Origin of the sequence: Paracoccus niistensis (assembly GCF_042432925.1) — a bacterium.
GTDB classification, from domain to species: Bacteria; Pseudomonadota; Alphaproteobacteria; order Rhodobacterales; family Rhodobacteraceae; genus Paracoccus; species Paracoccus niistensis.
In genome coordinates, this window is sequence record NZ_JBHLWE010000047.1 from 211,515 (window position 1) to 233,243 (window position 21,729).

Here is a 21,729-nt window from a genome sequence, read left to right on the forward strand (position 1 = left end):
GGATTCTCCTGTCTGTCCTTGCGCCGGGTCAACGCCTCGGACCGCCGCGCCGTTCCCCTAGGGCGGCTTGATCGCGGCCGCGACCTGCGCCAAAAGAGGCCAGCTTGCGTCAAGCCGCCGAAGGGGAACCCATGCGCGTCCGCATCTATCAGCCGTCCCGCAATGCCATGCAGTCCGGCGTCGCCCGCAGCAAGGGCTGGGTGCTCGAGTTCGCTCGCGAGGATCATCCGTCGCTCGACCCGCTGATGGGATGGACCACCTCGGACGACACCCAGGCCCAGGTGCGCCTGCGCTTCGACACCCGCGCCGAAGCCGAGGCCTATGCGAAGGCCAAGGGGTTGGACTACATCGTGACCGAGCCCAAGCCCCGCGCGCCCAATATCCGTCCGCGCGGCTATGGCGAGAACTTCGCTACCGACCGCCGCCTGCCGTGGACGCACTGAGACACCAGGGGACGGTCGCAATCACGGCCGAAAGCCCGCTGTCGCCGGATCTCGACCTGCTGTTTGCGCGGCATGTGCAGGCGATGCATGCCGATACGCCGCCCGAATCGATCCACATGCTGCCGCGCGAGGATCTCGTCTCGCCCCGCATCACTTTCCTGGTGATGCGCAAGGGGGGCGAGCCGGTCGGCATGGGCGCCCTGAAGCGGCTGTCCGGGGATCACGGCGAGATCAAGTCGATGCATGTCCTGTCCGAGCGCCGGGGGCAGGGTCTGTCGCGCCTGATGCTTGAAGCTCTGGTTGCCCAGGCGCGCGACAGCGGCATGACGCGCCTGTCGCTGGAAACAGGCGCGCAGGACAGCTTCCGCGCCGCCCGCGCGCTATATGCAGGGGCGGGCTTCGCGGAATGCGGCCCGTTCGAGGGCTATGGCCCCGACCCGAACAGCGTCTTCATGAGCCGACCGCTCTAGCTTCCGCCTTGCGTCGCTGCCCGCTTTGCCGCAATCACGGGGCTGCGCGGCCCCGTAGCTCAACTGGATAGAGCAGGGACCTTCTAAGTCCAAGGTTGGGGGTTCGAGCCCTCCCGGGGTCGCCAGCGCGCCGCCGCTGCAAGGTTGAAAAAGCCTGCCGAGGTGCTAGCGTCCTCCGAAATGTGACCGGGACGGCCCTGCCTTGGTGGCTGTCACCGAACCGCGGAGGAACCGGGTGACGGATGCCGAGCGCTTTCAGCCCTCCGGTCTTGCCGGAGCCATCGAGTTCATCAGGCTGGAAGAAACGCTGCGGGACTTCGCCGAAGGCGAAACCTTCGTCTTCGTGGTCAACAAGGGGAACTGGGGCGACGGGCTGATCCGCTATGCGACCGAGCGGTTCTTCCGGCAGAACGGCTTCCGCTATGTCAGCATCCCCGTGGCCAGCGCCGTGTCGCTGTCGGCCGAGGAACTGCGGGAGGCTTCCTCCAGCGCGAAAGTGCGGATGGTCTACAGCGGCGGCGGGGCCTTCCTGAACAAGTATCACATGCACCGCCGCATCCCCGCCCTGGTCGAGCGGTCCGAACGCATCCTCGTGCTGCCCCATACCTACGCGGTTCCCCGGCGCAAGCTGGGCTTTCGAAGGTCCGACATCCTGTTCCGCCGCGACGAAAGCGGCTCCAAGGAATTCGCGCCCAAGTCCGTGTTCTGTCACGACATGGCGCTGAGCCTCGGGCGGATCGCGTGTCAGGGCAACGGTTCGGGCACCGGCTTTTTCTTCCGGCGCGACGTCGAGAAGGTCGAGGGGATGGCGCTTCCCCCGGGCAACCGGGACATCTCGGCCGAGGGGACGGAAAGCACCCCGATGGCGGCCTTCCTGGAGGCCATCGCGCGCTTCGAGACGATCCACACGAACCGCCTGCATGTCTCGATCGCCGCCGCGATGATGGGGCGGCGGGTGCATCTTTACGCCAATTCCTACTTCAAGAACCGGTCGATCTATGAGGCTTCCCTGAAGCAAGCCTTCCCGAATGTGACCTTTTCCCAAGCCTACAGCCCGTCCGCTGCCGAGCTTCCGACCGCGAGTGCATCATGAAGCCGATCGCCATTCTGACGATGGTTTATGACGACGACATCTACCTGAAGATCTGGCTGGCCTATTGGGAACGCTTCGTTCCGCGCAGCAACCTTTATGTCCTGATCCACGCCAATCACGACCATTACGAAGAGATGGCGAGGGGCTGCAACACGATCCGCATCGCGCGCCCTCAGGTACACGTGGATCTCGAGGTGGACCGCTGGCGCATGCTGTCCAGCCTGGCCTCCAGCCTGACCTTCATGTTCGAGCGGGTGATCTACACGGACGTGGACGAGATCATCGCGCTGGACCCGAAGAACGGCAGCGATCCGGTCGAGCATGTCCTGAACAGGACCGAGGCGGTGATCTCTCCCTACGGCGTCGACGTGGTCGAGCCCGCGGAACTGGACCTGCCGCCCATCGACCTGTCACGGCCGATCCTGTCGCAGCGCAGCTTCGTCTGCTCGAGCGCGCCTTATTCCAAGCCCTGCATCACGTCCGAGCCGATCATCTGGAGCAAGGGCGGACATTACTCGGACAAGCGCGAGGTCTTTTTGTCCGAAGACCTTGTCCTGTTCCATCTGCGGCTGTTCGACAGGGGGGTCTACCAGGAACGCTCGGCCAACCGCAGGGCGATGGTCACCGATCCCGGAACCGGCAAGGTCATCGAGGGCCTGGGGGGACCGAGCTGGCAGCGCACCAACGAGTTCGAGCGTTATGCAATCAAGGCGTCCGAGCCGATGAGGAAGATCCGTTTCAGGAAGGATCGCGCCAAGTGGCTGTCCTCGGCAAGTCAGGATGAGCAGGGCTTCTGGAAGCGGAAAGGCTGGCTTCGCAAGGAGCTTCACCGCATTCCCGAGCGCTTCGAGACGGTCTTCTGAAGCCGGGCGGCAAGCAATGAAAAAGGGCCGGCGCTGGGCCGGCCCTTTTCCGTCGATCAGGCTGGGATCACTCCTGCTGGCCCATGAAGCTCAGCAGGAAGGTGAACAGGTTCAGGAAGTCCAGGTACAGCGTCAGCGCACCCATGATCGCCGACTTGCCCAGGAAGTCGGCGTCCGAGTTCGCCAGCTCCAGGTAGGTGTTCTTGATGTTCTGGGTGTCATAGGCGGTCAGGCCGGCGAAGATCAGCACGCCGATCACCGAGATGGCGAAGTTCACCGCGCTGGAGCCCACGAAGAGGTTGACCAGCATCGCGACGATCAGGCCGATCAGACCGATCATCAGGAAGCGGCCCATCGCGCTCAGGTCGCGCTTGGTCGTGTAGCCGTAAAGCGACAGGCCCGCGAAGCCCGCGGCGGTCGCCACGAAGGTCATGGCGATCGAGCTGCCGGTATAGCGCAGGAAAATCGAGCTGACGGACGCGCCCATTGCCGCGGCGAAGGCGTAGAACAGCAGGGTCGCGCCCTGGGTCGACAGCCGGTTCAGCGCCGCGCCGAAGGCGAAGACCATCACCAGCGGCAGCAGCATGATGACCCAGCGCACCGGCGTCGTGTAGATCACGCGTCCGAACTCGGTCCAAGCGCCCGGGCCCCCGGCCATCTGCGCAAAGCTCCAGGCCACGACGGCCGTGACCAGCATGCCCACGGTCATCAGGCCGTAGACCTTGTTCATGTAGGCCCGAAGGCCCTCGTCATAGACCGCAGCACGGTTGGCCGTCGTGGCCGGGCGGCGGATCGTGTTGTAGTCGACCATCAGTGTTCCCTCTTGGACGGTCCGGCAGGGGCCGGTCCTCGTTTGCGGAATATCGTAACTCTGCCCCTTTTTATCAACCGTCGGGTGGACTTTCGGACCGGATTTCCAAGACCTTGACATGTTCTTGAACTGGGAGCGCCTATCCGGCGGCGGCCTCGGGTGTCATGGTCAGGATTACCTTTCCCACGGCCTTGCGGCTGCGCAGCAGTTCATACCCTTGGGACGCCTGTTCCAACGGAAGGACCGCGCCGGCGGTGGGGCGAAGCCGTCCCGCCGCGTGCAGCGCGAACAGCGCCCGCAGGCTGTCCTGCATGGCCGCCCGGTCCAGCTTGCGGTAGCCGCCCCAGTAGAAGCCGAGGATCGAGATGTTCTTGACCAGCGCATGGTTCAGCGGCAGCGCCGGGGGACGCCCGCCTGCAAAGCCGATCACCAGGTGCCGCCCGCCTGTCCGAAGCGCGCCGAAAGCCGCCAGCCCCGGCGCGTCGCCGACCGCGTCATAGACCACGTCCACGCCGCCCAGGGCGCGCAGGGCGGCGCGCAGGTCCTCGCATTCGGCGCTGTCGATCGTCTCGGTGGCGCCGGCCTCGCGCGCGGCAGCCAGCTTGTCCGCGCCCCTGGCGACCGCGATCACGCGCGCGCCCAGAACGGCGCCGATCTCGACTGCCGTCAGGCCCACGCCGCCGCCCGCGCCCAGCACTGCCAGGGTTTCGCCCGCGCGCAGCCGGGCAGGGCCGGTCAGCGCCAGGTGGCTGGTGCCATAGGCGACCTGGAAGCCTGCCGCGTCGCACCAGGACATGCTGTCGGGAACCGGGATGCAGTCCTCGGCCGAAAAGACGCCGTGATCGGCCAGCGTTCCCTGCGCCGCGACCGCGACCCGGGCGCCTATAGGCAGGTCCACGCCCGGCCCTGCGGCGACGACCTCGCCCGCGCCTTCAAGCCCCGCGACAAAGGGCGTGGGGGGCGTATCCTGATAGCGTCCTTCGGTCATCAGCAGGTCGGCGAAGTTCAGCGCCGCCGCGTGAAGGCGAACCGCAACCTCTCCGGGACCGGGGTCGCGCGGCCCCGCCCGACCCATCCGGGGCGGTGCCCCCGGCTCGGCGATCTCGATGATTCGGCTCATGCTTTCCACCTCTTGCGGCCTCCGGAGACAATTAGGGTTAAACGCCCGCTCCGGACCTATCTTTTTGGACATAATCGGCCGTTTTCCTGCTGATAATCCTCGCTGATTGCGTTTGCCTGCGCTAGTGCAAGGATAGATTGTGTGAGGTTAACGATGAAGCATGTTGTCGATGTACACGTCGGACAGAGGATTCGGCACCGGCGCTGGACTGTCGGAATGACTCAGCAGCAGCTGGCCGATGCTGTCGGCATCAAGTTCCAGCAGATCCAGAAGTACGAAACGGGGATGAACCGCGTCTCGGCTTCGCGGCTGTGGGACATCGCCGCCGCGCTGGACGTTCCTGTCTCGTTCTTCTTCGAGGGTCTGGGCGACCAGGCGCATGACGCCGAGGTGGATCTGCTGGGTGACAAGGAGGCACTGCAACTGGTGCGCGCCTATTACGCGATGCCCGAGCCGCAGCGCCGCCAGATCTTTGAATTGGCCCGGGTCCTGTCCGAAGCCGCCTGACGGCAACGGGCGCGCGCGCTGGCCTTGACGCGCGCGCCCGGCTAAGGCTGGCTTGACGCCGCACCAATGCGGCCCAAGCCGAGTGTGCCGATGCCGACCCTTTCCCCTGCACGGATCGCGGATGCGGATCTTGCCGCCATCCGGGAAACCGCCGCCGCCCTGGCCGATGCTGCGCGGATCGAGACGCTGAGGCATTTCCGCAGCCCTCTGCTTGCGCCCGACAACAAGGCGGCGTCCGGCTTTGATCCCGTGACCGAGGCCGACCGCGCCTGCGAGCGCGTCATGCGCGCGATCCTGGCCCAGCGACGGCCCCATGACGCCATTCTCGGCGAGGAATACGGGCCCACGCCCGGCACCACCGGCCTGACCTGGGTGCTGGACCCTATTGACGGCACCCGCGCCTATCTGTGCGGGGCGCCGACCTGGGGCGTGCTGATCGGGGTGACGGACGCGCAAGGGGCGGCTTACGGCCTGATCGACCAGCCCTGGACCGGCGAGCGGTTCGAGGGCGGCCCCGGTGTCAGCAGCGTGACGGCCCCGCAGGGAAGCCGCGAACTCTCCGTGCGCCGGGGCGTCGCCCTGGCGCAGGCCACGCTGATGACGACCTACCCGGAGGTCGGCGGCCCCGACGACACCGTCGCCTTCCGCCGCGTGGCGGATGCGGTTCGTCTCACGCGCTATGGCTTTGACTGCTATGCCTATGCTCTGCTGGCGCTGGGGCAGGTGGACCTGGTGATCGAGGCGGGCCTGCAGCCCTATGATGTCGTGGCGCCCATTGCCGTCGTCGAGGCCGCGGGCGGCATCGTCACCGACTGGACCGGCGGCCCGGCCCATGCGGGTGGGCGCGTGATCGCCGCCGCCACGCCCGAGCTTCACGCACAGGCCCTGACGCTGCTGGCGGGCTGAGGCTTCCCGGCCCGGTTGCCGCCTCGGCGCGCCGGGCCTATGGTCGCGGCGCGCAAGCCAAAGGCAGGTGTCCCATGACCGAAATCCGCCCCGAACCCGAAGCGGGCGACGACGACTTCGTCCCCAGCCGGATCCTCGTGGCGGAGATTGCCGAAGCCATTGACGAGGACAACGGCGCGCGCCTGCACGCGCTGCTGGACCCGCTGCACGGCGCCGACATCGCCGACCTGATCGAGCAACTGACGCCCCAGCGCCGCCAGCGCCTCGTGCGGCTTTATTCCGGAGAGTTCGACGCCGAGATCATCTCGGAAATCGACGAATCCATCCGCGAGGAGGTGATCGAGCAGCTTCCCGCCGAGGTGCTGGCCGACGCCGTGCGCGAGATGGACAGCGACGACGTCGTGGACCTGGTCGAGGACATGGAGGGCCCCGGGCGCGAGACGATTCTGTCGGCGCTGGACCAGTCCGACCGCGCCGCCGTCGAACAGTCGCTGAACTGGCCCGAACATTCCGCCGGCCGCCTGATGCAGTCCGAAGTGGTCGCCGCCCCCGAGCACTGGACCGTGGGCGAGGCCATCGACTACCTGCGATCCGAGGACTGGCTGCCCGACCAGTTCTACCACATGATCCTGGTCGATCCGCGACGTCATCCGGTGGGCTATGTGACGCTGGGCCGGCTGCTGTCATCGCAGCGCGGAACCCGCCTGCGCGACATCACCGAGGACAGCTTCCGCACCATCTCGGCCCGGCAGGACGAGGGCGACGTCGCCTATGCCTTCAACAAGTACCACATCATCTCGGCTCCTGTGGTGGATGATCACGACAGGCTGGTGGGCGTCATCACCATCGACGACGCCATGACCGTCCTGGACGAAGAACATGAAGAGGACATGCTGCGCCTGTCGGGCGTCAACACCGACAGCCATGTCTCCGACAGCGCCCTGGCCACTGCCCGCCAGCGCCTGCCCTGGCTGGTGGCCAACCTGTTCACGGCCTCGCTGTCGGCCCTGGTGATCGCGCAGTTCGAGGACACCATCGCCACCCTGGTCGTCCTGGCGGCGCTGATGCCGATCGTGGCCTCGACCGGCGGGATTGCGGGCACGCAGTCGCTGGCCGTGGCCGTCCGTGCGCTGGCCACGCGCGACCTGAACCGCTCGACTGCGCCCCGCGTGATCCGGCGCGAACTGGTCGCGGGCGTCCTGAACGGCCTCGGGCTGGCCCTGATCCTGGGGCTGGTGGGGATGCTTGTCTTCGGGGATGCACGCTTGGGGGCCGTGCTGGCCATGGCCATGATCGTGAACCAGATCGTGGCCGCGCTGGGGGGGGTGCTGGTGCCCCTCACGCTGGAGCGCTTCGGCCTCGACCCGGCGCTGGCTTCCGGCACTTTCGTCACGACGTTGACCGACGTGATGGGCTTCCTCGCTTTTCTGGGACTCGCGACATGGCTTCTGATCTGAGCGCCGCCAAGGCCGGGCTGCGGGCGCAGGCGCTGGCCGCGCGCGGGCAGGGGGGCGACCAGGCGGCACTGGACCGCCACCTGCGCGAAGCGCTGGCACCCCACGCCGGCCGCGTCCTTGCAGGCTACTGGCCGATGCGGAATGAGCCCGATCCGCTGCCCGCTATGCGCGCCCATGGCGGCCCCCTGTGCCTGCCGGTGGTGCCGGGCCGCGCCGTGCCGCTGGTCTTCCGGCTTTGGCAGGGTGAGGCCCTGGAGCCCGGCCCGCTGGGCACCAGCCAGCCGCCTGATTCGCTGCCCGAGGTCAGGCCCGAGGTGCTGATCGTGCCGCTGGTGGCCTTCGACGGGGAGCTGAACCGGCTGGGCTATGGCGGCGGCTATTACGACAGGACGCTGGAACTGCTGCGGACGTCCGGCCCGGTCGCGGCCATCGGCCTCGCCTGGGAGGTCCAGCGCCTTCCCGCCATCCCGGCCGAGCCTTTCGATCAGCCGCTCGACATGATCGTCACCGACGCCGGAATGCTACGTCGGGAACTGTGACTCACAGGTCACAGCCGTTCGCCAGCGGCGACCGCCCGGAACGGCGTCCGAGTCTGGGGACAACCTGTGGACAACTTCTGTCCCCCTTCTGCAACCCTTCGTCCCTGCTTTGAAAACTTCGCCAACTCCAAAATTACCCCATTCCAGGCGAGACTGGGGACTGGGAAGGCGGGATCAAAAGACCATCAATTGTCAACCTCGGGGAGACAAGAGCGGGACAAAGAATCTTCTTGAAACTCAGGGCGGCTGGCTGCAGTTGGTAGCTACGCAAGTTGCGAACCACAACATGTGGTAACGTAACGAGGGACAAGCAAAACATGACGCCGAGCCGCCATGGGCTCGCCGGGCCTGCGGAACCGATCCGCAGGGCCGGCAGGTCATGGCTCGGACCTGACGGAAACAACGGCGGCATCGAAGGATAAAGGGGCGGATCATGAAGATCGAACGGCGTTTCACGACGGAAGACAGCGGGGCCTATGGCGCCGTTGCGTTCACCACCACGGCCTCGGAAATCCGCAACCCGGACGGCACGGTCGTCTTCCGCAACGAGTCCGTCGAGGTGCCCGAGGGCTGGAGCCAGGTCGCATCCGACGTCATCGCGCAGAAATACTTCCGCAAGGCGGGTGTCCCCGCCGCGCTGAAGCGCGTGAAGGAAAAGGGCGTGCCCGAGTTCCTGTGGCGCTCGGTCCCTGACGAGGCCGCGCTGGCCAGGCTGCCCGAAGACAAGCGCTTCGTGGGCGAGACCTCGGCGCGGCAGGTCTTTGACCGCCTGGCCGGCGCCTGGGCCTATTGGGGCTGGAAGGGCGGCTACTTTACGGCCGAGGCCGACGCCCGCGCCTATTACGACGAGATGCGCTTCATGCTGGCCCGCCAGATGGGCGCGCCGAACTCGCCCCAGTGGTTCAACACGGGCCTGCACTGGGCCTATGGCATCGACGGGCCCTCGCAGGGCCACTTCTATGTCGACTTCCAGACCGGCGAGCTGGTCAAGTCGAACTCGGCCTATGAGCATCCCCAGCCCCACGCCTGCTTCATCCAGTCCGTCGCCGACGACCTGGTGAACGAGGGCGGCATCATGGACCTGTGGGTCCGCGAGGCGCGGCTGTTCAAGTACGGCTCGGGCACCGGCACCAACTTCTCGTCCCTGCGCGGCGAGGGCGAGAAGCTGTCGGGCGGCGGCAAGTCCTCGGGGCTGATGGGCTTCCTCAAGATCGGCGACCGGGCTGCGGGCGCGATCAAGTCGGGCGGCACCACACGCCGCGCGGCCAAGATGGTGATCTGCGACATGGATCACCCCGACATCGAATCCTTCATCAACTGGAAGGTCATCGAAGAACAGAAGGTCGCCTCGCTGGTGGCCGGCTCGAAGATGCACGAGGCCAAGCTGAACGAGATCTTCGCCGCGATCCGCCAGTGGGATGGCACCGCCGAGGATGCGACCGACCCGGCCAGGAACGAGGCGCTGAAGGGTGCGATCCGGTCCGCCAAGAAGGCGATGATCCCGGAAACCTACATCAATCGCGTGCTGCAATACGCGCGCCAGGGCTTCGACTCGATCGAGTTCCCGACCTATGACACCGACTGGGATTCCGAAGCCTATGCCTCGGTCTCGGGCCAGAACTCGAACAACTCGGTCCGCGTGACCGACGCCTTCCTGAAGGCAGTGAAGGACGACGCCGACTGGGCGCTGATCCGCCGCACCGACGGCAAGACCGCCAAGACCGTCAAGGCGCGCGAGTTGTGGGACCAGATCGGGCACGCCGCATGGGCCTGCGCCGACCCGGGCATCCAGTTCCACGACACGGTGAACGCCTGGCACACCTGCCCGGCGGACGGGCCGATCCGGGGCTCGAACCCCTGCTCGGAATACATGTTCCTGGACGACACGGCCTGCAACCTGGCGTCGATGAACCTGCTGACCTTCCTCAAGGCCGGCCAGTTCGACGCCGAGGGCTATGTCCACGCCACGCGCCTGTGGACCGTCACGCTGGAGATCAGCGTGCTGATGGCGCAGTTCCCGTCGAAGGAGATCGCGCAGCGCTCCTATGACTTCCGCACGCTGGGCCTGGGCTACGCCAACATCGGTGGCCTGCTGATGAACCTCGGCCTGGGTTACGACAGCGACGAGGGCCGGGCCCTGTGCGGCGCGCTGACCGCGCTGATGACGGGCGTCTCCTATGCGACCTCGGCCGAGATGGCGGGCGAGCTTGGCCCCTTCCCGGGCTATGCCCGCAACGCCGAGGCCATGCTGCGGGTGATCCGCAACCACCGTGCGGCCGCCCACGGCACCGGCGAATACGAGGCCGTGAACGTCAACCCGGTCGAACTGGACGTGGACAACTGCCCCGATCCGCAGCTTGCCACCATGGCTCAGCGCGCCTGGGACAAGGCGCTGGCGCTGGGCGAGGAACACGGCTTCCGCAACGCCCAGACCACCGTGATCGCACCGACCGGCACCATCGGCCTGGTCATGGACTGCGACACCACGGGGATCGAGCCCGACTTCGCGCTGGTCAAGTTCAAGAAGCTCGCCGGCGGGGGCTACTTCAAGATCATCAACCAGTCGGTTCCGGCCGCGCTGGAGGTGCTGGGCTATTCCTCGGCGCAGATCGAGGAGATCGTCGCCTATGCCGTGGGCCACGCCTCGCTTGGCAACTGCCCGGGCATCAACCATCCCGCGCTGGTCGGCCACGGCTTCGGCCCGCGCGAGCTGGAAAAGGTGGACGCGGCGCTCGCCTCGGCCTTCGACATCCGCTTCGTCTTCAACCAGTGGACGCTGGGCGAGGATTTCTGCAAGGGCACGCTGGGCATCCCGGCCGAGAAGCTGGCCGACCCCAGCTTCGACCTGCTGCGGCACCTGGGCTTCACCCGCGCCCAGATCGACGCGGCGAACGACCATGTCTGCGGGACCATGACGCTGGAAGGCGCGCCCTTCCTGAAGCCGGAACACTATTCGGTCTTCGATTGCGCCAATGCCTGCGGCAAGAAGGGCACCCGCTATCTGTCGGTGGACAGCCACATCCGCATGATGGCGGCGGCGCAAAGCTTCATCTCCGGCGCGATTTCCAAGACGATCAACATGCCGAACACGGCGACGATCGAGGACGCGCTGGCGGCCTATGAACTGTCCTGGTCGCTGGGCATCAAGGCCAACGCGCTTTACCGCGACGGGTCCAAGCTGTCGCAGCCGCTAGCTGCAGCCTTGGTCGAGGATGACGACGAGGCCGCCGAGGTGCTGGAATCCGGCAGCCCGCAGGAAAAGGCCGCCGTTCTCGCCGAGAAGATCGTCGAGCGGATCATCGTCAAGGAAGCCGCCCGCTCGAACCGCCAGAAGCTGCCCGCGCGCCGCAAGGGTTATACGCAGAAGGCGATCATCGGCGGCCACAAGGTCTACCTGCGCACCGGCGAATACGACGACGGCAAGCTGGGCGAGATCTTCATCGACATGCACAAGGAAGGCGCGGGCTTCCGGGCGATGATGAACAACTTCGCCATCGCGGTGTCGGTGGGCCTGCAATACGGCGTCCCGCTGGAGGAGTTCGTGGACGCCTTCACCTTCACCCGCTTCGAACCTGCGGGGATGGTGCAGGGCAACGACTCGATCAAGAACGCGACCTCGATCCTGGACTACATCTTCCGGGAACTGGCCGTGTCCTACCTGGACCGTACGGACCTTGCGCATGTGAAGCCGAACGGCGCCAGCTTCGATACGCTGGGCGGGGGCGAGAACGAGGGCCGGCCCGAGACCTCGGGCGAGGGGACTGCCTCGAAGTCGGTGGAACTGCTGCGCCAGATCAGCTCGACCGGCTACCTGCGCAAGCGCCTGCCGCGCGACCTGATGGTGCTGCAGGGCGGGGTCTCGACAGTCGCCGTGTCCTCCAGCCTGGCCGAGACGCAGGCGAGCTTCGAGGTGGGCGTCGCCACGGTCACGCTGGACCCGCGCGCCAAGGCGAAGATGCAGGGCTACGAGGGCGATCCCTGCGGCGAATGCGGCAACTACACGCTGGTCCGTAACGGCACCTGCATGAAGTGCAACACCTGCGGCGGAACCTCGGGCTGCAGCTGAGACAAGGTCACACAAGATAACACGAGGGACGTGACCGATCGCCGCCCGGCCTGTCCGGGCGGCGATGCCTTTTGTGCGCGCGCGACGCAGGCTAGGTTCGGGCGCGGAACAGGGGACGCCAATGAAGACCGACATCGAGATCGCCCGCGCGGCGACGAAACTGCCCATCGCCCGGATCGCCGAACGGCTGGGGATCGGGTCCGAGGAGATCCTTCCTTATGGCCATGACAAGGCCAAGATCTCGCGCGATTTCATCGACGGCCTTCGGCACCGGCCCGAGGGGAAGCTGGTCCTTGTCACCGCGATCAATCCGACGCCCGCCGGCGAGGGCAAGACCACGACCACCGTGGGCCTTGGGGATGCGCTGAACCGGATCGGCCAGCGCGCAACCGTCTGCATCCGCGAGGCCTCGCTGGGCCCGAACTTCGGCATGAAGGGCGGGGCGGCGGGCGGAGGCCATGCCCAGGTGATCCCGATGGAGGACATGAACCTTCATTTCACGGGCGATTTCCACGCAATCACCAGCGCCCACAACCTGCTGGCGGCGATGATCGACAACCACGTCCACTGGGGCAACGCGCTGGACATCGACCCGCGCCGGATCACCTGGCGGCGCGTGATGGACATGAACGACCGCGCCCTGCGCGACATGGTGCTGGGCCTGGGCGGGGCGGCCAACGGCGTGCCGCGCGAATCGGGCTTCGACATCACCGTGGCCTCGGAAGTGATGGCGATCCTGTGCCTGGCCGACGATCTCGCGGACCTGCAGGACCGGCTGGGGCGCATCATCGTGGCGCAGACCCGCGCCGGGCGGCCGGTCACGGCGCGCGACGTGCAAGCGGACGGCGCCATGACGGTGCTGCTGCGCGACGCCCTGCAGCCGAACATGGTGCAGACGCTGGAAAACAACCCTGCGCTGGTCCACGGCGGCCCCTTCGCCAATATCGCGCATGGCTGCAACTCGGTCATCGCCACCCGCACGGCGCTGCGGCTGTCCGACTTCGTCGTGACCGAGGCGGGTTTCGGTGCGGACCTGGGGGCCGAGAAGTTCCTGGGGATCAAGTGCCGCAAGGCGGGACTGTCGCCTGCCGCCGTCGTGCTGGTCGCGACCGTTCGGGCGCTCAAGATGAACGGCGGCGTCGCCCGCGCCGACCTGGGGTCCGAGAATGTCACGGCCGTCCGCGCGGGTGCGGCGAACCTGACCCGCCACATCCGCAACCTGCAGGGCTATGGCCTGCCGGTCGTCGTCGCGATCAACCACTTCGCCACCGACACCGCCGCCGAGATCGCCGCCGTCCAGGATGCCGCCGAAGCCGAGGGCGTCCGCGCCATCCTGTGCCGCCACTGGGCCAAGGGCGGGGCAGGGGCCGAGGACCTCGCCCGCGAGGTCCTGCGCCTGTCGGCCCAGCCCTCGGACTTCCGCCCGCTTTATTCCGACGGGATGCCGCTGTGGGACAAGATCGAGACGATCTGCACCCGCATCTACGGCGCCGCGCGGGTCGAAGCGCCCCCAGCCGTGCGGGCCAGGCTGGACGCATGGCAGGCGGACTATGGACACCTTCCGGTCTGCATGGCCAAGACCCCCTACAGCTTCTCGGCCGACCCGACACTGCACGGGGCGCCCGCCGGCTTCACCATCCCCGTGCGCGAGGTGCGGCTGGCTGCCGGGGCGGGCTTCGTCGTCGCCATCTGCGGCGACATCATGACCATGCCGGGCCTGCCGCGCGAGCCTGCCGCGAATCGCATTGGCCTCGACTCGCATGGCCGGATCGAGGGACTGTTCTGAATGTCCGCCCCGCCACTGGCCGTCTTCGACCGCATCATCTCGGACCGGGGATCGGTTTATGCGGTCTCGGGCGGGGCGGTGGCGGACCGCGCCGGGATCGACGCGCGGCTGGCCGAGCTGAAATCCGTCCGCCGCTTTGCAAAGGCCACCCACAACAGCTGGGCCGCGCGGCTGGGCGGCGAGGGGCTCAAGGCCGACGACGGCGAATCCGGCGCCGGCGCGATCATCCTGCGGATGCTGGAAAGCGAAGGACTGGACGATCACCTGGTCGTCGTCACCCGTTGGTACGGCGGCAAGCACCTGGGCGGCGACCGCTTCCGCCACGTGATCGGCGCGGTGCGCCATTATCTCGCGCATCGGCCGACCTGAGGCGGGTGGTAGGCCCGGAGGGACTCGAACCCCCAACCAAGGCGTTATGAGCGCCCTGCTCTGACCATTGAGCTACAGGCCCGCGCCCGAAGGGCTGTCGCAAATGCAAGCGCGCGGGTCAAGGAAAACCCCCGATTGCGCCCGGGCTCGATTGTCTGCGCGGGGTCACTGGGCTATCCAGCCCGCGCAAGCATCGGGGTTGGAACGACATGAGCAAGGCGGATGGCAAGGGGCTGACCTACGCGCAGGCGGGGGTGGACATCGACGCGGGCAATGCGCTGGTCGAACGGATCAAGCCCGCGGCGGCTGCCACGGCGCGGCCGGGCGTGATGTCGGGCCTCGGCGGCTTTGGCGCGCTGTTCGATCCTCGCGCGGCAGGCTACAGCGACCCGGTTCTGGTGGCCGCGACCGACGGTGTCGGCACCAAGCTGCGCATCGCCATCGAGACGAACGAACTGGACGGCGTCGGCATCGACCTTGTCGCGATGTGCGTGAACGACCTTGTCTGCCAAGGCGCCGAGCCCTTGTTCTTCCTCGACTACTTCGCCACCGGCAAGCTGCAGGTCGAAGAGGCCGCGCGCGTCATCGCGGGCATCGCCGAGGGCTGCCGCAACTCGGGCTGCGCCCTGATCGGCGGCGAGACGGCCGAGATGCCGGGCATGTATCACGGCGGCGACTTCGACCTGGCCGGTTTCGCCGTAGGCGCGATGGAGCGTGGCGCGCATCTGCCCCGTGACGTGGCCGAAGGCGACCTGCTGCTGGGCCTCTGCTCGGACGGCATCCATTCCAACGGCTTTTCGCTGGTCCGCAAGGTGGTGGAACAAAGCGGCCTCGGCTGGACCGACCCGGCCCCCTTCGCCAAGGGCTCGCTGGGGCGCGCGCTGCTGACGCCGACCCGGCTTTACGTCCGCCCGGTGCTGCAAGCGATCCGCGCCGGCGGCGTCCATGCGGCCGCCCATATCACCGGCGGCGGCATCACCGAGAACCTGCCCCGCGTCCTGCCCGAGGGCATGGGCGTCGAGGTCAACCTGGACAGCTGGCAACCCCCGGCGGTGTTCCAGTGGCTGGCCGAGGCGGCCGGGATCCCCGAGCGCGAGATGCTCAAGACCTTCAACTGCGGCATCGGCATGATCCTGGTCGTGGCGCCCGACCGCGCCCGTGCGCTGACCGAGATGCTGCGCGAGGCGGGCGAGCGCGTCGTGATGCTCGGCGAGGTCGGCGGCGGCCAGGGCGTCGGCTACACCGGCACGCTGTGGTAAGACGCGTCGCCATCCTGATTTCCGGCGGCGGCTCGAACATGGTCGAGCTGGTACGGTCGATGACGGGCGACCACCCGGCGCGTCCGGTGCTGGTCGCCTCGAACGATCCGCAGGCGACGGGCCTTGCCCGCGCCGCCGCGATGGGCGTCCCGACGGCGGCGGTGGATCACCGCGCCTTCAAGGGCGACCGCGCCGCCTTCGAGGCCGCGCTGCTGGAACCCCTGCTTGCCGCGCAGCCGGACATCCTCTGCCTTGCCGGCTTCATGCGCATCCTGACGCCCGGCTTCGTTCAGTGCTTCGAGGGCCGGATGCTGAACATCCACCCCTCATTGCTGCCGAAATATCCTGGCCTGCACACCCATGCTCGCGCGCTGGAAGCAGGGGACACCGAGGCGGGGGCCACGGTGCATCTTGTAACGCCGGTTCTGGATGATGGCCCAATTCTGGGACAGGCCCGCGTGCCGATCCGGCCGGAGGACACGCCCAAAACGCTGGCCGCCCGCGTCCTGACGGCCGAGCACCGGCTTTATCCGGCCGTGCTGCGCCGCTTTGCAGCGGGTATTACCCAACGGATCGACCTCTAGGTCTTTCTTCTTTGCCCGAATATCCCGGGCTTCCGAGCGCCCGGAAAACAGTCCTGTGGACTGTTTTCAGCGAGGAAGGGGCTGGCAGGTCCGAGCGGGGCAGCGCCCCGGTCCGGCCTCTCACCCGGCTTTCACCGCTCGGGCAGCAGCCCGCGAGGCGCAAAGCGCAGCACCAGCAGCAAGACCAGCCCCATGGCGACATAGCGCATCTGCGGCGCGCTTTCGATCAGGTGCTGGCGCAGCGCGCCATCCGACAGGGGCGAGGTCAGCAGCGACATGCCCGCCGGGCCCCAGACCTCGGCCTTGATCCACAGGAACCAGATCAGGACCGCGCCCAGCACGGCGCCCCAGTTGTTGCCCGAGCCCCCGACGATCACCATGACCCAGACGAGGAAGGTATAGCGCAGCGGGTTGTAGCCGCCCGGCGCCATCAGCCCGTCCAGTGTCACCATCATCGCGCCCGACAGCCCGATCACGGCGCAGCCGATGATGAACAGGTGCAGGTGGCGGCGGGTGACGTCCTTGCCCATCGCCTCGGCGGCCGTCTCGTTGTCGCGGATCGCCCGCATCATCCGGCCCCAGGGCGAATAAAGCGCCAGTTCCGACAGCAGGATCAGGATCAGCACCACGGCCACGAAGATCGCAGCGTAGCACAGCTTGACATAGATCGCCGATGCGGTCGCCGGGTCCATGGCCCAGCGCGCGGCGGCCTCGACGAAGGCGGGGTTCGACTGCAGCGCAAGCTCGTAGGGTACGGGGCGGGGGACGCCGGTGATGTTCAGGACGCCCCGCGCCAGCCAGCCCTCGTTCTTGAGGATCGCCACGATGATCTCGCCGATCCCCAGCGTGGCAATGGCCAGATAGTCCGACCGCAGCCCAAGGGCGACCTTGCCGATGCCCCAGGCGGCGATGGCAGCGAAGACCATGCCCACCGGCCAGCTCAGCAGGACGGGCAGGCCCAAGCCGCCGATGTTGCCCGCCTTCGAGGGGTTGTTGGCCTCAATGGCCGTGACGGCGGGATCGAACAGCATCCGCGTGGCCACGTAGCCGCCGATCAGGACCAGCGCGACGACCAGCACGCGGGCCAGCCCCTTCATCCGCGCGGCAGCGGTCACGGCGATGACCAGCGTCGCAAGCCCCGCGGCCAGCGCCAGCACGAGCTGAGGCCCCCCGGCGGCCCAGGCGCCCGCCACAGGCGGGGTCGAGACCAGCACCGGAGCAAGGCCCCCCAGCGCCACGAAGCCCACGACGCCCGCGTTGAACAGCCCGCCGTAGCCCCAGATCATGTTGACGCCCAGGGCGGTCACGGCCGAGATCAGGCCCATGTTCAGGATCGACAGCGCGCTGTTCCAGGACCCCGAGAACATCGCGTTCGAGACCGTGCCCTCCAGCACGACCAGCAGGATCACGGCGGCAAACAGCAGGGGCGCGCGCCAGGGGCTGGCAGTGGTTTCGGCCTGACGGTTGGTGCTCATTCAGGCCTCCTCAATAGGCTTTGCCGCGGAACAGCCCCGTGGGCCGGACCAGCAGGACAACGATCAGGATGACGAAGCTGATCGCCAGCTTGTATTCCGTGCCCAGCATCTGCAGCAGGCCCGCAGGCTCGAAGCCCAGATACTCGGCAATCTTCTTCCAGGGATAGGTCAGCGCGACCTCGGAGAAGGCGATCAGGAAGCCGCCCGCGATGGCACCCAGCGGGCTGCCGAGGCCGCCCACGATGGCCGCCGCGAAGACCGGCAGCAGGATCTGGAAGTAGTTGAAAGCCTTGAAGGACTTGTCCAACCCGTAGAGCGTCCCTGCCAGCACCGCGAGGCCGGTCGCGATGATCCAGGTCAGCCGCACGACGCGGTCGGGGTCGATGCCCGACAGCAGGGCCAGATCCTCGTTGTCTGCATAGGCCCGCATGGCCTTGCCCGCCCGCGTGCGGTTCAGGAAGACGAACAGCGCCCAGACTGCCAGCGCCGCGATCACCAGCGTGATCGCCTGGGTGGTGCGCAGCGCCAGCCCTTCGGTCAGCCCGGTCATCGCCTTGAACTGCGGCACCGAGATGACGAAGCGTGCGCCGTCGGCAAACTGGATCTCGTCCACGCCGATCACAAGGCGCGTCAGCCCGTTCATCACGAACATGACGCCGACCGAGGCCATGACGACCACGATGGGCGCGGCGCGGACCTGCCGGTAGTGGCGATACACCCAGCGGTCGGTCAGCAGCGCCAGAGCCGCGGTCAGCGCGATGCCAAGCGGCAGCGCCAGCAGGGCCGTGGGCAGGGGGCCGAAGCCGATGCCCAGTGCCTGCAAGCCCCAAGTCAGCAGGATGACGAGGGCGGTTCCGAAGGCCATGGTGTCGCCGTGGGCGAAGTTCGAAAAGCGCAGGATGCCGTAGATCAGCGTGACCCCCAGCGCACCCAGCGCCAGCTGCGCGCCATAGGCCGCGGCCGGGATCACCACGAAGTTCAGGATCGCCACGAGGGCGTTGAGCATGTCCATCAGAGGCTTTCCCCCGCAGGCAGGGCCTGTGCGTTAAGTCCCACCATCGTCAGCCCCCCAGGAAGGTGCGGCGCACCTCGGGGTCGGCCATCAGCTGGGCCCCTGTGCCGGTATAGCGGTTCGCGCCCTGCACCAGCACATAGCCGATGTCGGCAATTTCCAGCGCCTGCTTGGCGTTCTGTTCCACCATCAGGATGGAAATGCCGGTGCGCGCGATCTCGATGATGCGGTCGAACAACTCGTCCATGACGATGGGGCTGACCCCCGCGGTCGGCTCGTCCAGCATCAGAAGCTTGGGCCGGGTCATCAGCGCGCGGCCCACGGCGACCTGCTGGCGCTGGCCCCCCGACAGTTCGCCTGCGTTCTGGCGGCGCTTGTCGGCGACTGCGGGGAACAGCTCGTAGACCTGCTGCATCGTCTGGCGGAAATCGTCTCCGCGCAGGTAGGCGCCCATTTCCAGGTTCTCCTCGACCGTCATGGTCGGGAAGACGTTGGCGACCTGCGGCACGAAGCCCATGCCAGCCTTGACGCGGTCCTGCGGGTTCAGCGCCGAGATGTCCTGCCCGTCCAGCCGGACGCTGCCTTCGCGCAGGTTCAGCATCCCGAAGATCGCCTTCATGGCGGTGGACTTGCCCGCGCCGTTCGGGCCGACGATCACGGCGATCTGGCCCTTTTCGACGGCCAGCGTGCAGCCGTTCAGGATGTCGGCCTTGCCATAGCCGCCGCGCATGTTCTCGCCGATGAGAAACGGATCGCCGGAATGACCCGGCCGCGTCGGGCCGCTGTGATGATTGCCCTCGGCCGTGCCCGCCGGGCGCGGGTTGACCACCGAGGCATCGCGGTTGCCGCGGTTGGCGAAAGGATCGCTCATGCCCCCACCATCGCCTTGTTCTTGAGGCCGCGGCCCAGATAGGCCTCGATCACCGCCTCGTTTTTCATGATGTGCGCGGCGGGGCCTTCGGCCAGCACCTTGCCCTCGGCCATGACGATCACGGGATCGCAGAGCTTGCCGATGAAATCCATGTCATGCTCGATCACGCAGAAGGTATAGCCGCGTTCCTTGTTCAGGCGGATGATCGCGTCGGCGATGGTGCCCAGAAGGGTGCGGTTCACGCCTGCGCCGACCTCGTCCAGGAAGACGATCTTCGCCTCGACCATCATGCAGCGGCCAAGTTCCAGCAGCTTCTTCTGCCCGCCCGAGAGGTTCCCGGCCTTTTCCTCGGCCACGTGGCTGATCGTCAGGAAGTCCAGCACCTCGTCGGCGCGGGCGCGCAATGCGCGTTCCTCGTCTGCGATGCGCTTGCGGCCGAACCAGGTGTTCCACAGGCTTTCGCCCGACTGGCCGGGCGGGACCATCATCAGGTTCTCACGCACGGACATGGACGAGAACTCGTGCGCCAGCTGGAAGGTGCGCAGCAGGCCCTTGTGGAACAGCGCGTGCGGGGGCAGGCCGGTGATGTCCTCGCCGTCCATGACGACGCGGCCCGAGGTGGGCGACAGCACCCCCGCGATCACGTTGAACAGCGTGGACTTGCCGGCGCCGTTCGGCCCGATCAGTCCTGTGATGGACCCGGTGCGGATCTGCAGGCTGGCGCCATCCACGGCGCGGAAGCCGCCGAAATGCCGGTGAAGGTCGTGGACCTCGATCATGTGTCCCCCGTTTCGTCGGAGCTGTCCCATAAGGCAGGTCCGCGCGTTTCGCCACGAAAAACGCATCACGGCGCCCTGTGGCAGGCGCCGCAACCTTGTATCAGGGGATCAGCGGGTACGGACAGCGGTCAGCGTGCCGCCCTTGAACTCGACCTCGCGGTACGAGCCCGCGCTTTCGCCGGGGCCGACCAGCTCGACCGCCGAGGCGCCGACATAGTCGATGTCGGTGCCTGCGGCGACCAGTTCCAGCGCGCGGGCCAGCTGGCCGGGCATGATCTTTTCGCCCGGCGCGTTGGCCACATCCATGACCTTGTCCTTGTAGACGCGCGGGTCGGTGGACTTGGCGGCCTGCATGGCCAGCAGGATCAGGGCCGCGGCATCGTAGGATTCGGCGGCAAAGGCGTCCGAGCCCTCGAAGCCGGCCTCCTTCGCCTGCGCGATGAAGGCGTCGCGGCCTTCGCCCTCGGCCGAGGGGTTCTGGCCGAAGGAATGTTCCAGCTCGGTCCCGAACTTGTCCACCAGCGCCTGCGTCACCATGCCGTCGGTGAAGACGAAGGTGTCGAAGGCGCCGGAATCCAGCGAGCCGCGCACGATGCCCGAGCCGCCCTGGTCGACATAGCCCGCGACGACCAGCGCCTCGCCGCCCGCCGATGCCAGCGCCGCGACCTCGGCCGAATAGTCGGCCTTGCCGTCGTCATGGGGCGCGCTGATGGTGATCGAGCCGCCCTTGGCCTTGAAGGATTCGGCGAAGCTGTCCGCCAGCCCCTTGCCATAGTCGTTGTTGGTATAGGTCACGGCGACGTTCTTGATGCCGCGTTCGGTGATGATGTCGGCCATTACCTCGCCCTGCCGCGCGTCGGATGGTGCAGTGCGGAAGAAGAAGCCCTTGTCGTCGATGGTGGACAGCGCGGGCGAGGTCGCCGAGGGCGCGATCATCACCATGCCGTTCGGCACCGCCACCCGTTCCAGGCTGGCAATCGTCTCGCCTGAGCACATACCGCCGACGATGCCGTTGACCTTTTCCGAGGTGACCAGCCGCTCGACCGCCGTGACCGATGCCGCGGCATCCGCGCAGGTGTTGTCGGCCTGCACGATCGTCACGGTGCCGCCGTCCAGCAGCTTGCCCGAATCGCTGGCCTCCTTCGCGGCCAGTTCCGCGCCCTTCAGCATCGAGGGTGCCATGGACTCCAGCGGCCCGGTGAAGCCAAGCGACACGCCCAGCTTCACGTCCTGCGCCAGGGCGCCGCCGGCCGTCAGCGCGACAACGGCGGTCGCGATCAGAAATCGGTTCATCTTGTCGTCTCCCTGTAGAGCGCGTT

General features: G+C 67.4%; 20 protein-coding genes and 2 tRNA genes. 14 read left to right on the forward strand and 8 right to left on the reverse strand.

The annotated features are described in order from the left end of the window. Positions 1-131: 131 nt before the first annotated feature. From ACFFII_RS16175 to ACFFII_RS16195, 5 genes are all read left to right on the forward strand, one after another. The gene (locus tag ACFFII_RS16175) at positions 132-443 is read left to right on the forward strand and encodes an ETC complex I subunit (protein WP_090754642.1); all 312 of its coding nucleotides are present in this window, start codon (positions 132-134) and stop codon (positions 441-443) included. Then, positions 431-913 (forward strand): GNAT family N-acetyltransferase, encoded by a 483-nt coding sequence (locus tag ACFFII_RS16180; RefSeq protein WP_377699894.1) that lies wholly within the window; start codon positions 431-433, stop codon positions 911-913. Before ACFFII_RS16175 ends, ACFFII_RS16180 begins: the two co-directional genes overlap by 13 nt. Positions 914-961: 48 nt before the next feature. Then, positions 962-1,038 (forward strand) — tRNA-Arg (locus ACFFII_RS16185). A gap of 110 nt (positions 1,039-1,148) precedes the next feature. Next, on the forward strand, positions 1,149-2,006 hold the full coding sequence (locus tag ACFFII_RS16190; protein WP_377699895.1) for a polysaccharide pyruvyl transferase family protein: 858 nt from the start codon (positions 1,149-1,151) through the stop codon (positions 2,004-2,006). Beyond that, a complete protein-coding gene (locus ACFFII_RS16195) occupies positions 2,003-2,869 on the forward strand; it encodes a hypothetical protein (RefSeq protein WP_377699896.1) in 867 nt (288 codons plus the stop codon). Before ACFFII_RS16190 ends, ACFFII_RS16195 begins: the two co-directional genes overlap by 4 nt. Positions 2,870-2,936: 67 nt before the next feature. On the opposite strand, the gene ACFFII_RS16200 is transcribed toward ACFFII_RS16195, so the two are convergent. Continuing rightward, positions 2,937-3,680: a Bax inhibitor-1/YccA family protein gene (locus tag ACFFII_RS16200; RefSeq protein ID WP_090754635.1), complete on the reverse strand. Its 744-nt coding sequence runs from the start codon at positions 3,678-3,680 to the stop codon at positions 2,937-2,939. A gap of 139 nt (positions 3,681-3,819) precedes the next feature. Continuing rightward, a complete protein-coding gene (locus tag ACFFII_RS16205) occupies positions 3,820-4,800 on the reverse strand; it encodes an NADPH:quinone oxidoreductase family protein (RefSeq protein WP_377699898.1) in 981 nt (326 codons plus the stop codon). A gap of 153 nt (positions 4,801-4,953) precedes the next feature. Between ACFFII_RS16205 and ACFFII_RS16210 the strand changes: the two genes are divergently transcribed. The 7 genes from ACFFII_RS16210 to ACFFII_RS16240 all read left to right on the forward strand — a co-directional run bounded on the left by ACFFII_RS16210 (position 4,954) and on the right by ACFFII_RS16240 (position 14,430). Continuing rightward, complete coding sequence (locus ACFFII_RS16210) at positions 4,954-5,307, forward strand: helix-turn-helix domain-containing protein (protein ID WP_090754631.1); 354 nt, start codon at positions 4,954-4,956, stop codon at positions 5,305-5,307. 90 nt (positions 5,308-5,397) lie between these two features. After that, a complete protein-coding gene (locus ACFFII_RS16215) occupies positions 5,398-6,213 on the forward strand; it encodes an inositol monophosphatase family protein (protein ID WP_377699899.1) in 816 nt (271 codons plus the stop codon). A 74-nt stretch (positions 6,214-6,287) separates the two neighbouring features. Next, complete coding sequence (mgtE, locus tag ACFFII_RS16220) at positions 6,288-7,670, forward strand: magnesium transporter (protein WP_377699901.1); 1,383 nt, start codon at positions 6,288-6,290, stop codon at positions 7,668-7,670. Then, positions 7,655-8,209: a 5-formyltetrahydrofolate cyclo-ligase gene (locus ACFFII_RS16225; RefSeq protein ID WP_377699904.1), complete on the forward strand. Its 555-nt coding sequence runs from the start codon at positions 7,655-7,657 to the stop codon at positions 8,207-8,209. Before mgtE ends, ACFFII_RS16225 begins: the two co-directional genes overlap by 16 nt. 433 nt (positions 8,210-8,642) lie before the next feature. After that, positions 8,643-12,275 carry a vitamin B12-dependent ribonucleotide reductase gene (locus ACFFII_RS16230; RefSeq protein ID WP_377699905.1) on the forward strand — a complete coding sequence of 1,211 codons (3,633 nt, stop codon included), beginning with the start codon at positions 8,643-8,645 and terminating at the stop codon, positions 12,273-12,275. A gap of 121 nt (positions 12,276-12,396) precedes the next feature. Continuing rightward, the gene (locus ACFFII_RS16235; protein WP_377699906.1) at positions 12,397-14,061 is read left to right on the forward strand and encodes a formate--tetrahydrofolate ligase; all 1,665 of its coding nucleotides are present in this window, start codon (positions 12,397-12,399) and stop codon (positions 14,059-14,061) included. Beyond that, positions 14,062-14,430, forward strand: coding sequence for a YigZ family protein (locus tag ACFFII_RS16240; protein ID WP_377699907.1), 369 nt, complete (start codon positions 14,062-14,064; stop codon positions 14,428-14,430). A 6-nt stretch (positions 14,431-14,436) separates the two neighbouring features. Here the strand turns inward: ACFFII_RS16240 and ACFFII_RS16245 are convergent. Beyond that, positions 14,437-14,512: transfer RNA gene (locus tag ACFFII_RS16245), tRNA-Ile, on the reverse strand. Between the two features lie 127 nt (positions 14,513-14,639). On the opposite strand from ACFFII_RS16245, the gene purM reads away from it, so the two are divergent. Further along, complete coding sequence (purM, locus tag ACFFII_RS16250; protein WP_377699908.1) at positions 14,640-15,689, forward strand: phosphoribosylformylglycinamidine cyclo-ligase; 1,050 nt, start codon at positions 14,640-14,642, stop codon at positions 15,687-15,689. Next, on the forward strand, positions 15,683-16,273 hold the full coding sequence (gene purN, locus ACFFII_RS16255; RefSeq protein ID WP_377699909.1) for a phosphoribosylglycinamide formyltransferase: 591 nt from the start codon (positions 15,683-15,685) through the stop codon (positions 16,271-16,273). The genes purM and purN overlap by 7 nt, the downstream gene beginning before the upstream one ends. Before the next feature lie 131 nt (positions 16,274-16,404). On the opposite strand, the gene ACFFII_RS16260 is transcribed toward purN, so the two are convergent. The 5 genes from ACFFII_RS16260 to ACFFII_RS16280 form a co-directional block, all read right to left on the reverse strand. Then, positions 16,405-17,748 (reverse strand): branched-chain amino acid ABC transporter permease, encoded by a 1,344-nt coding sequence (locus tag ACFFII_RS16260; protein ID WP_377699910.1) that lies wholly within the window; start codon positions 17,746-17,748, stop codon positions 16,405-16,407. 10 nt (positions 17,749-17,758) lie between these two features. Beyond that, positions 17,759-18,760 carry a branched-chain amino acid ABC transporter permease gene (locus tag ACFFII_RS16265; RefSeq protein WP_377699911.1) on the reverse strand — a complete coding sequence of 334 codons (1,002 nt, stop codon included), beginning with the start codon at positions 18,758-18,760 and terminating at the stop codon, positions 17,759-17,761. A gap of 49 nt (positions 18,761-18,809) precedes the next feature. Further along, positions 18,810-19,631: an ABC transporter ATP-binding protein gene (locus tag ACFFII_RS16270; protein WP_377699912.1), complete on the reverse strand. Its 822-nt coding sequence runs from the start codon at positions 19,629-19,631 to the stop codon at positions 18,810-18,812. Continuing rightward, a complete protein-coding gene (locus ACFFII_RS16275; RefSeq protein WP_377699913.1) occupies positions 19,628-20,410 on the reverse strand; it encodes an ABC transporter ATP-binding protein in 783 nt (260 codons plus the stop codon). Before ACFFII_RS16275 ends, ACFFII_RS16270 begins: the two co-directional genes overlap by 4 nt. Before the next feature lie 108 nt (positions 20,411-20,518). Continuing rightward, positions 20,519-21,703, reverse strand: coding sequence for an ABC transporter substrate-binding protein (locus ACFFII_RS16280; RefSeq protein ID WP_377699914.1), 1,185 nt, complete (start codon positions 21,701-21,703; stop codon positions 20,519-20,521). Between the last annotated feature and the right edge of the window lie 26 nt (positions 21,704-21,729).

Bases quoted from the DNA above. Each gene is read 5' to 3' on its own strand.
- ACFFII_RS16175 (WP_090754642.1), top strand. From the start codon at position 132: ATGCGCGTCCGCATCTATCAGCCGTCCCGCAATGCCATGCAGTCCGGC.
- ACFFII_RS16195 (WP_377699896.1), top strand. From the start codon at position 2,003: ATGAAGCCGATCGCCATTCTGACGATGGTTTATGACGACGACATCTAC.
- ACFFII_RS16200 (WP_090754635.1), bottom strand. From the start codon at position 3,680: ATGGTCGACTACAACACGATCCGCCGCCCGGCCACGACGGCCAACCGT.
- ACFFII_RS16205 (WP_377699898.1), bottom strand. From the start codon at position 4,800: ATGAGCCGAATCATCGAGATCGCCGAGCCGGGGGCACCGCCCCGGATG.
- ACFFII_RS16210 (WP_090754631.1), top strand. From the start codon at position 4,954: ATGAAGCATGTTGTCGATGTACACGTCGGACAGAGGATTCGGCACCGG.
- ACFFII_RS16215 (WP_377699899.1), top strand. From the start codon at position 5,398: ATGCCGACCCTTTCCCCTGCACGGATCGCGGATGCGGATCTTGCCGCC.
- mgtE (WP_377699901.1), top strand. From the start codon at position 6,288: ATGACCGAAATCCGCCCCGAACCCGAAGCGGGCGACGACGACTTCGTC.
- ACFFII_RS16225 (WP_377699904.1), top strand. From the start codon at position 7,655: ATGGCTTCTGATCTGAGCGCCGCCAAGGCCGGGCTGCGGGCGCAGGCG.
- ACFFII_RS16230 (WP_377699905.1), top strand. From the start codon at position 8,643: ATGAAGATCGAACGGCGTTTCACGACGGAAGACAGCGGGGCCTATGGC.
- ACFFII_RS16235 (WP_377699906.1), top strand. From the start codon at position 12,397: ATGAAGACCGACATCGAGATCGCCCGCGCGGCGACGAAACTGCCCATC.
- ACFFII_RS16240 (WP_377699907.1), top strand. From the start codon at position 14,062: ATGTCCGCCCCGCCACTGGCCGTCTTCGACCGCATCATCTCGGACCGG.
- purM (WP_377699908.1), top strand. From the start codon at position 14,640: ATGAGCAAGGCGGATGGCAAGGGGCTGACCTACGCGCAGGCGGGGGTG.
- ACFFII_RS16260 (WP_377699910.1), bottom strand. From the start codon at position 17,748: ATGAGCACCAACCGTCAGGCCGAAACCACTGCCAGCCCCTGGCGCGCG.
- ACFFII_RS16265 (WP_377699911.1), bottom strand. From the start codon at position 18,760: ATGGACATGCTCAACGCCCTCGTGGCGATCCTGAACTTCGTGGTGATC.
- ACFFII_RS16270 (WP_377699912.1), bottom strand. From the start codon at position 19,631: ATGAGCGATCCTTTCGCCAACCGCGGCAACCGCGATGCCTCGGTGGTC.
- ACFFII_RS16275 (WP_377699913.1), bottom strand. From the start codon at position 20,410: ATGATCGAGGTCCACGACCTTCACCGGCATTTCGGCGGCTTCCGCGCC.
- ACFFII_RS16280 (WP_377699914.1), bottom strand. From the start codon at position 21,703: ATGAACCGATTTCTGATCGCGACCGCCGTTGTCGCGCTGACGGCCGGC.